Genomic DNA, 8,764 nt, shown 5'->3' on the forward strand with positions numbered 1-8,764 from the left:
CCCGGTGGATCAGTCGCCCTGGCGGGCCCCGGAGAGCAGGGCTCGGGTGTTCTCCCACCCGCCGAGCGCCGGGTCGAGCCGGGCCAGGTCCGCTGGGCCGCGCAGCCGGTGCCAGGACGGCGTCACCGCCAGGTCACCCGGGCGGGGCGCCGCCGCGCGCACGGCCGCGGGCAGCGCACCGTCCATGTCCAGCGCTGGCAACCACTGTGGTACGGGTAGGCGGGCCGCCACTCCCAGCAGCCCCGGGCCGCTGCCCTCGACCGGGGCGAGCGCGACCGGTCGGCTGGTGAGCGGACGCAACAGCTTTCCCACGGTGAGACCGGGCAGGTCCGGTGCGTCCCCGGCAACGACCGCGGCCTGCTCGTACCGGCCCCCGCGCCCCGGTGGGCGATGCGCCCCGTCGGCGTCGGCGGCCAGCGCGGCGAACACGGCGTTCGGGGTGGGTTCGGGCACCTCGTAGACGGTCGTGCCGGGCCAGATGACCGCGTCGGCCAGCCACCGGTCGGCCGGGGTGACCGCCACCGCGGTGTCCACCTGGTTGAGCATGGTGAGCAGGTCCACCACGTCCTCGGCGAGCGCCGTTCGCCACTCGAGCAGGTCGATGCCGGGCGGTGCCCAGCGAACCGGCGCGAGCAGCGCCACCACCACACGTACGGCCATCCGTCGACCCTACGCCCGCCGGGCACCCGGGCTTCGGATCGAGTCCCGACGAGCCGTCGGTGTGCGGGGCACCGTTCAGGGCGTGCCGGAGACCGCGGCCACGCCTTCCAGGTAACCTCGGGCACGTTCGGCCTTCGGGTACCTGCCGACCAGGGCCCAGAACTGGGCGTTGTGGCTGGGCACGACGAGATGGGCGAGTTCGTGCAACAGCACGTAGTCGATCACCCAGTCCGGCATCTCCTGGATCCGGTGCGACAGCCGGATGGACCGATCCGCGGGGGTGCAGGAGCCCCATCGGCCGTTCTGGTTGCTCACCCACCGGACGCTGGTCGGCACCACCTGGTCGCCGTAATCGGTCAGATAGAGCTTGATCAGCCGGGCGGCCCGGTCCAGCAGCCCCGCGTCGGAGCGGGCCAGGCGCCCCTCCCGGGCGGCGAGTCGGGCGAGCATCCGATCGACCCACTCGCTCTCCTCGGCCCTGGAGAACTGGTCCGGGATGAGGACGACGACTCGCTCACCGTCGCGGTAGGCGGACACCGTGCGGCGTCGGCGCTGGCTGCGCCGTACCTCGACGACCGGCTTCCGCGGACCAGCCATCAGTGGACCGCGCAGCCTCGGTTTGCTGTCACGTTGGCAAGCTAATGCAGATTGACCAGGGATCCGCAAGGGCCAACCCCCGACACACGCCCGAAAAATGGGGATTGGTCGCTAGGAATCCCGAAAAAATTCTTGCCGGACTGTCGGATGGCATCACGATCACTCTTCGTGATGCCCGCTGGACTGTCACACCCCGACGCCGACGACCACGTTAGGTGATCATCGTTTTCCGCCCGTCACCGGGGTCCCGCCCGGGTTCACGCTCACGACCAGCGGATTTACCGACCTCCGGTCGGCGTGTCCCCGCCAAACTGGCTGATCTGGACCGGTCCGGCGTGCACACTCTCGACGTCGCCTTGCTCACAGTGGCAATGCGCAACTGACATGGAACCGCCCACACCTGGGTAGGGTCCGCCAACCAGTGGCCACGTGCGTGGCCAGGGCAAGCCCAGCGCCGGACGCGGTAGCGACCGTCGCTGGGAACGCGCCGGACCGGTATCGACCGGCGGACGAGACGAGGAGGCACAGCGTGGCCGACCAGGGCCAGACCTACAACGGTTACTGCGTCAAGTGCAAGGAGAAGCGGGACTTCGAAGGCCGTGTCGAGGTCTCGAAGACCGGCATGAACATGGCCAAGGGAAAGTGTCCGGTGTGTGGCACAACAGTGAACCGCATCCTGGGCAAGGCGAAGGTCTGACGTTCGTCTCCGACGACGCGGGGGTGGCCGGTGCGGGATTGGCCGGTACACCCCCGCATCGTGTTTCCGCACACTTCCGGACGCGCCCTCGCCGCGGCGCCACCGGCGGGTTCGCCTCCGGCGCTACCGAGGCACCCCCGCCTGCCCGGCACTGTCGGGCAGCCGACATTGTTACCGGCCGGTTGTGGATATCTCGCCAAATCCTGTGGATAGCCCTGGATCTGGGGCCGCCCACCTGTGGACAACGATCGACGGACAGCATGGGATCGGTCACCGTTCGTGCCATGCAGTCGTCCACGCAACGCCCCGCGTTCCCCCGCCCCACGCTGCTGCCCGGCTTGAGCCGGCTCTGGCGTGACCGGCACACTCTTCAACTCGGCCTCGGTCAGGAGCGGGCCGTCCTGGTCGAGGTCGCCGACCCACGCGCCGCTCGGCTGCTCGACCTGCTCGACGGCACCCGCAGCGAACGGCAGGTGCTCACCGGGGCCACCCGGACGGGAGTCTCCGCGGAGCACGCCCGTGCCCTGCTCGACGCCCTACGCAGCGCCGGGCTGGTGGTGCCGGCGTACACGCTTCTGCCCCGGGACCTCGCGGGCCCACGGCGCGCGCGGCTCACCGCCGAGGCTGGCGCGCTGGCGCTCGTCGCCGCCCGGCTTCCGGGCACTCCGGCCCAGGTGCTCCGGCGCCGCCTGGGCGCCCGGGTGGCCGTCACCGGCGCCGGGCCGTTCGGTGTCGCCATCGCGGTGGCCCTGGCCCAGGCCGGCGTCGGCCACGTCCGCCCCGACCTGCCCGGCCCGGTCCGCCCGGTCGACCTGATCGGCACCGGTGTCCCAGCCGACGAGATCGGACGCCCGCTCGACGAGGTGGCCCGGGCCGCAGTGGCTCGAACGGCTCCCGGCACCGGCACCGGCCCGCTGCGCCGGCACCGGCCTGACCTGGTGATCCTGCTCGGCACCGACCGGCCCGCCGCGCTGCTGGCCGTGGGATACGCCCAGCGGCGCCAACCACATCTGCTGGTCGACGTCCGGGAGGGCGTCCCGGTGATCGGACCGTTGGTCCGCCCACCGGCCGGCCCCTGCCTGCACTGCCTCGACCTGCATCGGGCTGACCGTGATCCCGACTGGCCGGCGCTCGCCGCTCAACTCGCCAGCACACCCAGCACCCCGAACTGCGCGGTGAGCACGCTACTGGCGGCCACCGCGTGCGCGGTGACGGAGGCGCTCAGCCAACTGGACGGCGGCACTCCGGAGACCCTTGGTGGGGCGGTCGAGGTCGTCGCCGCGGGCAACGTTCGGCGTCGCCACTGGCCGCCGCATCCCCGCTGCGCCTGCGGCGGTTCGGCGGTGCCGTACGCCCGGCCCCGCCGCACGGCAGCAGCAGGCCCGCCGAGTCGGTAACAATGACCAGGTGACCGACATCCCGCGCCGGGCCATCTCCCGCACCGCCAAGCTCGCCGCTCTGCCGCTCGGCTTCGCCGGCCGGACCGTCCTCGGCATGGGTAAACGCGTCACCGGGCTCGCCTCCGACGTGATCTCTGCGGAGATCCAGCAGCGCACCGCCGAGCAGCTGTTCAGCGTCCTCGGCCAGCTCAAGGGTGGGGCGATGAAGTTCGGTCAGGCGCTGTCGGTCTTCGAGGCCGCCCTGCCGGAAGAGGTCGCCGCGCCCTACCGGCAGGCCCTGACCAAGCTTCAGGAGGCCGCACCTCCGCTGCCCGTCGCCAGCGTGCACAAGGTGCTGGCCAGCCAGTTGGGCCCTGCCTGGCGGGACAGGTTCGTAAGCTTTGATGACTCTCCCGCAGCGGCGGCCAGCATCGGCCAGGTGCATCGCGCGGTGTGGCGGATGCCGGACGGCACCGGGCGGGACGTCGCTGTCAAGATCCAGTATCCCGGTGCCGGCGACGCCCTGCTCGCTGACCTCAAGCAGCTCTCCCGGCTCGGCGGCATGTTCCGGGCCATCCAGCCAGGGCTGGATGTCAAACCGCTCCTGGCCGAGCTGCGGGAACGCATCACCGAGGAACTGGACTACGAGTTGGAGGCCGAGTCGCAGCGGGCCTTCGCTGCCGCGTACGCCGACGATCCGGAAATCTACGTGCCGGCGGTGTTCTCCGCCTCGCCCCGGGTCCTGGTCACCGAGTGGGTCGAGGGCACCCCGCTGGCCGACATCATCCGGAATGGCAGCGAGCAGCAGCGTAACCAGGCAGGCCGGTTGATGGCCACGCTGCATCTGTCGGCGCCGGCCCGGGCAGGGCTGCTGCACGCCGATCCGCACCCGGGCAACTTCCGACTGCTCGCCGACGGCCGGCTCGGTGTGATCGACTTCGGCGCGGTGGCCCGGATGCCGGAGGGTACGCCGGAACCGATCGGCCGGATCGCCGGGCTGGCCCTGCGCGGTGACGCCGACGAGGTGATGGCCGGCCTGCGGGCCGAGGGTTTCGTCAGCAGCGACGAACCGGTCGACGCGCAGGCGCTGCTGGATTTCCTGCGCCCGATGCTCGAACCGATCGCCGCCGAGGAGTTCCGGTTCACCCGGGCCTGGCTGCGTGCCGAGGCCGCCCGGCTGGCGAGTCCGCGTTCACCGGCGTACCAGTTCAGCCGGCAGCTCAACCTCCCGCCGTCGTACCTGCTCATTCACCGGGTGACGCTCGGCTCGATCGGCGTGCTGTGTCAACTGGAGGCCAAGGCGCCGTACCGCGGCATCCTGGAACGCTGGCTGCCCGGCTTCGCCCCGGTCAGCTGACCCTCGCCGACCGCCGCGTTCCGAACCCGCACGCGCCGCCGCCGGTCGGGTGTTAAAAAGGGGCCCCTTCAATGCACGAGGCGTTAACAAGGGGCCCTTCCTTGCATGCTGGCGGGCGGGGACTGACGTCCCCGCCCGCAGTGTGGTGCTACTTACAGAACGCCCAACTCGCGGGCAGACCGGGCGCGGCCGGCCATGGCGACGGTTCGGGCGGATCGGGTTGCCTCAGTGCTCGTGGTGCGACCGGCCTGAGGCCGGAGCATTCGAGCTCTCGACAACGCTTCGTTGAGTAGGTACATCTCAGCGACTACGTTCGGAAGGTGCAGCATGGTGATCAGCTCTTTCGTCGCCGGTGTGGCACCGGCGGGGTTGGTCCGGATCGGGAACATGTCAGGCAGCCAGCCGGACGGCGCTGCGCGACGCGGCAAGGCCGTTGGCCGCCAGCCGCGCCTCGGCCTCGACGCGCAGCGCGGCGTCGCGGGCGAGGTCCTCCTTGCGCGGGCGGCCGCGGGGCCGCTTGCGCGGGACGACCGCGCCACGCTCGAAGATCTCGCCGCCCCAGACACCCCAGGGCTCGGCCCGCTCGACCGCGCCGGCGAGGCACTCGACGCGCAGCGGGCAGTCCCCGCAGAGCGACTTGGCCAGTTCCAGCTCGGTGGGCGAGTCGGAGAACCACAGGTCGGGGTCGAACTTCCGGCAGGGCAAACTCGCCTCCACCTCGACCCTTGGGTCGAGCGGGGCCAGGGCCAGACTCATCTCCCGGTCACCTCTCTCTCACTTCGATCTCGTGGATCGCTGGTCCGACGTACTTCGGTACAAAAAAACTGAGGCCGCGGATCCCGGTTTGCGGGTTCCGCGGCCTCGAGGTGAGCCGGTGGTCTAAGGGTCAGACCGGTCTACCTCGAGGTGGAACACCGCGGACGTCCATCCGCTTGCTGACGCCATCGGCGCCCTTGCCCGTGAAGCCACTGATCCCCTGGAATTCCGTCGGCGTCGTGGCGAGGATCAGCTCGGCCTGAACCTCGACCCGCTGCGCCTGCGGAGCCCACGGTCGCGCGGCGGCGACGTTAGCCCGACCCACCGACAGCGGAGCCACGGCGACAGTCAGGGCAGCCGACAACGGAGCGACGGCAACGGGCAGCGCCGTCGGTCGCTGGTAGATGTAGCTCTCCATCGGTGCCACCTCCTTGACGTTCACTCGCGATCGACTCGGACACATCCCTCGTGAGCAGCCCGAACAGGGCACCCTCCCGAGGTGTGCCCTGAGGCTATGCCCGTCCGTGGGGCGAGGGCAAACGAATTAACGGGGAGATTCAGAAACTTTTCTCTGAGCAGATTTCGTCGACCGCCGCGCCCCCAACCAGGGCCAGCACCGCTTCCCCGTACAGGCCCAGCTTGCGGGGCCCGATGCCGGCGATCGCAACAAGTTCCTCCGCCCGATTCGGCCGCCGTTCGGCCAGCGCCACCAGCGTGGCGTCGGTGAAGACGACGTAGGCGGGCACCTTCTGCGCGTCCGCCACCCGGGACCGCCACTCGCGCAGCCGCTCGTGCAGCTCGTCGTCCATGTCCGAGGGGCAGGTGGCGCAGCGGCCGAGCTTGCGGTCCGGCCCGGCGAGCAGGGTGGTGCCACAGATTCGACAGGAGACGATCCGGTTGGCCCGCCGCTGCGGGCGAAGCCCCGGAGGCCCGCCGCCGGCCCGCTCGACCCCGCCGGACGGGGAGAGCTGGGGCAGGAATCGGCACGGCCGCCGGGCCCGCCCACCCGGCGAGCGCGCCGAGGCGTACGACAGCCAAAGCCACTGGCGGGCCCGGGTGATGCCGACGTAGAGCAGCCGGCGCTCCTCCTCGACCTGCTCCGCGGTGCGCGCGTACGTGGTGGGCAGGGTCCCCTCGGCGAGGCCGACCAGGAACACCGCATCCCACTCCAGGCCCTTCGCGGAGTGCAGGGAGGCCAAGGTCACCCCCTCCACGGTCGGCGCATGCTGCTGGGCCGCCCGTCGGGCCAACTCTTCGGTGAAGTCGGTCAGGGTGACCGGGCGCTGCACGGTTGCCGCCGCGCCGAGCGGCAGGAGCTTCGGGGTGGCCGCGTACTCCTCGGCGAGCTGAACCAGCGCGGCCAGCGCCTCCCACCGCTCGCGGGCGGCCCCGCCTGGTGGGGGTGCGTCCGGCGCCCAGCCCACGGCGGCGAGCGCCTCGATCACGGCCGCCGGCAGCGGGATCTCCCCGGAGGACGACTCCCGCTCGGCGTCGCTGCCCGACCCGGAGCCGTCGATCGCCCGGGTGGCCGCACGCAGCGCCACCATCGCCTGGCGTACCTCGGTGCGCTCGAAGAACCGCTCCGCGCCCTGCACCACGTACGGCACGCCGGCCTCGCCGAGCGCCTTCTCGTACGCCTCGGACTGCGCGTTGGTACGGAACAGGACCGCGATCTCACGGGCCGGCGTGCCCGCGTCGATCAGCGCGCGGCAGCGAGCGGCGACGGCGTTCGCCTCGGCCGGCTCATCGGTGAAGATCCGCCGTTCCGGTTCGGGACCGGCCGGGCGCTGGCCGACCAACTCCAGCCGCAGCCGCGCCTCGGTCCCCCGCGCCTGGGAGATGACGGCGTTGGCCAACCCGACCACCTGCGGAGTGGAGCGGTAGTCGCGGACCAACCGGACCACGGTGGCGTTGCGGTGCCGGCGCGCGAAATCCACCAGGTACGACGAGGTCGCCCCGGTGAACGAGTAGATGGTCTGGCTGGCATCGCCGACCACGGTCACGTCGTCCCGGCCGCCCAACCAGGCGTCCAGCAGCCGCTGCTGCAACGGGTTGACGTCCTGGTACTCGTCGACGACGAAGTGCCGGTACTGGTTGCGGACCTGCTCGGCGACGTCCGGGTGCTCCTCGATGCCCCAGACCGCGGCGCGCAGCACATCCTCGAAGTCGATCACTCCGCCGGACCGTTTGAGCTTCTCGTACGCGGCGAAGACCTCGGCGACCTTCGCCGGCTCGTACGGGGTCTCCCGCAGCGCCTTGGCCGCGGCCACCGCGTACTCTCCTGGCTCGACCAGGGACGACTTGGCCCACTCGATCTCGCTGGCGAGGTCCCGGGCAGCGGTCCGGTCGGCTCGCAGGCCGGCCCGGGCCGCGGCCAGGGTGACCAGCCGGACCTTGCTGTCCAGCAGCTCGGGCAGGGCCCGCCCGTCGAGCAACCGGGGCGCGAAGTAGCGCACCTGGCGCAGCGCCGCGGCGTGGAAGGTACGCGCCTGCACGCCGGCCACGCCGAGCGACATGAGTCGATGGCGCAGCTCTGCGGCGGCCCGGGCGGTGAACGTGACCGCGAGCACGTGCCGGGCGGAGATCTCGCCGGTCAGCACCCGGTGCGCGATCCGGGACGTCACCGCCCGGGTCTTGCCGGTGCCGGCACCGGCCAGTACGCAGACCGGCCCGGCGGGAGCGGTCACCGCCGAGCGTTGCTCCGGGTCGAGCCCGGCGAGCACGCGAACGGATGCGGAGTTGACCACCACAGCGGGGAATTGTCTCAGCTGCCGCGGACGTTGCAGCGGATAGCCCGGCCTTGATCGGCAAGCAGCCGGACGTGGACCTTGGAGGATCCCACCATGCTGACCATGTATTCCACTCCTTGGTGCGGCTACTGCCACCGGCTGAAGTCGCAGCTCGACCGGGAGGGGATCGCCTACCAGGTGGTCGACATCGAGCAGGATCCGGCAGCCGCCGAGTTCGTCATGAAGGTCAACGGCGGCAACCAGACCGTCCCCACGCTGCGCTTCGCCGACGGCAGTGCGCTGACCAACCCGTCCATCACCCAGGTCAAGCAACACCTGGCCACCCTCGCTGCCTGACGAGTCCCTTTCCTCCCCTTTCCGCGGCCACCTTGCCTGGTCGATCCTGAGGTTACTGCCCGCGTGACCGGCGTGCCGCGGCGACAACTTCATGATCGACCGGGTGGCGGGGGGCGGGCACGCGGAGGGTCGAGGGCGACGGGCTCGTTGAGGGCGGGCTCGTTGAGGGCGGGCTCGTTGAGGGCGGGCTCGTTGAGGGCGGGCTCGTTGAGGGCGGGCTCGTTGAGGACGG

General features: G+C 71.4%; 9 protein-coding genes. 4 read left to right on the forward strand and 5 right to left on the reverse strand.

Annotation, left to right across the window (positions count from 1 at the left end; translation table 11 throughout):
• Window positions 1–9: 9 nt before the first annotated feature.
• Window positions 10–660: a hypothetical protein gene (locus Vqi01_RS05960; RefSeq protein ID WP_204033515.1), complete on the reverse strand. Its 651-nt coding sequence runs from the start codon at window positions 658–660 to the stop codon at window positions 10–12.
• A 75-nt stretch (window positions 661–735) separates the two neighbouring features.
• Window positions 736–1,257 (reverse strand): M48 metallopeptidase family protein, encoded by a 522-nt coding sequence (locus Vqi01_RS05965; protein ID WP_204033516.1) that lies wholly within the window; start codon window positions 1,255–1,257, stop codon window positions 736–738.
• Between the two features lie 529 nt (window positions 1,258–1,786).
• Here Vqi01_RS05965 and Vqi01_RS05970 point away from each other — a divergent pair.
• The 3 genes from Vqi01_RS05970 (at window position 1,787) to Vqi01_RS05980 (ending at window position 4,690) form a co-directional block, all read left to right on the forward strand.
• Window positions 1,787–1,954 carry a DUF5679 domain-containing protein gene (locus Vqi01_RS05970; RefSeq protein ID WP_189045015.1) on the forward strand — a complete coding sequence of 56 codons (168 nt, stop codon included), beginning with the start codon at window positions 1,787–1,789 and terminating at the stop codon, window positions 1,952–1,954.
• Between the two features lie 284 nt (window positions 1,955–2,238).
• Window positions 2,239–3,351: a TOMM precursor leader peptide-binding protein gene (locus Vqi01_RS05975; protein WP_204033517.1), complete on the forward strand. Its 1,113-nt coding sequence runs from the start codon at window positions 2,239–2,241 to the stop codon at window positions 3,349–3,351.
• A gap of 10 nt (window positions 3,352–3,361) precedes the next feature.
• Window positions 3,362–4,690, forward strand: a complete 1,329-nt coding sequence (locus Vqi01_RS05980) for an ABC1 kinase family protein (protein WP_204033518.1) — start codon at window positions 3,362–3,364, stop codon at window positions 4,688–4,690.
• A 390-nt stretch (window positions 4,691–5,080) separates the two neighbouring features.
• On the opposite strand, the gene Vqi01_RS05985 is transcribed toward Vqi01_RS05980, so the two are convergent.
• From Vqi01_RS05985 to Vqi01_RS05995, 3 genes are all read right to left on the reverse strand, one after another.
• Window positions 5,081–5,446, reverse strand: coding sequence for a WhiB family transcriptional regulator (locus tag Vqi01_RS05985; RefSeq protein ID WP_204033520.1), 366 nt, complete (start codon window positions 5,444–5,446; stop codon window positions 5,081–5,083).
• 130 nt (window positions 5,447–5,576) lie between these two features.
• On the reverse strand, window positions 5,577–5,864 hold the full coding sequence (locus Vqi01_RS05990; protein WP_204033522.1) for a hypothetical protein: 288 nt from the start codon (window positions 5,862–5,864) through the stop codon (window positions 5,577–5,579).
• Between the two features lie 139 nt (window positions 5,865–6,003).
• Window positions 6,004–8,196 carry an ATP-dependent DNA helicase UvrD2 gene (locus Vqi01_RS05995; RefSeq protein WP_204033524.1) on the reverse strand — a complete coding sequence of 731 codons (2,193 nt, stop codon included), beginning with the start codon at window positions 8,194–8,196 and terminating at the stop codon, window positions 6,004–6,006.
• 93 nt (window positions 8,197–8,289) lie between these two features.
• Between Vqi01_RS05995 and Vqi01_RS06000 the strand changes: the two genes are divergently transcribed.
• A complete protein-coding gene (locus Vqi01_RS06000; protein WP_204033525.1) occupies window positions 8,290–8,532 on the forward strand; it encodes a mycoredoxin in 243 nt (80 codons plus the stop codon).
• The last annotated feature ends 232 nt before the right edge of the window (window positions 8,533–8,764 follow it).

The sequence above is a fragment of the Micromonospora qiuiae genome, assembly GCF_016863555.1.
Lineage (GTDB): Bacteria > Actinomycetota > Actinomycetes > Mycobacteriales > Micromonosporaceae > Micromonospora > Micromonospora qiuiae.

Excerpts from the sequence above, each read along its gene's own strand:
- Vqi01_RS05960 (WP_204033515.1), bottom strand. The coding sequence starts at position 660 with ATGGCCGTACGTGTGGTGGTGGCGCTGCTCGCGCCGGTTCGCTGGGCA.
- Vqi01_RS05965 (WP_204033516.1), bottom strand. The coding sequence starts at position 1,257 with ATGGCTGGTCCGCGGAAGCCGGTCGTCGAGGTACGGCGCAGCCAGCGC.
- Vqi01_RS05975 (WP_204033517.1), top strand. The coding sequence starts at position 2,239 with ATGCAGTCGTCCACGCAACGCCCCGCGTTCCCCCGCCCCACGCTGCTG.
- Vqi01_RS05985 (WP_204033520.1), bottom strand. The coding sequence starts at position 5,446 with ATGAGTCTGGCCCTGGCCCCGCTCGACCCAAGGGTCGAGGTGGAGGCG.
- Vqi01_RS05990 (WP_204033522.1), bottom strand. The coding sequence starts at position 5,864 with ATGGAGAGCTACATCTACCAGCGACCGACGGCGCTGCCCGTTGCCGTC.
- Vqi01_RS06000 (WP_204033525.1), top strand. The coding sequence starts at position 8,290 with ATGCTGACCATGTATTCCACTCCTTGGTGCGGCTACTGCCACCGGCTG.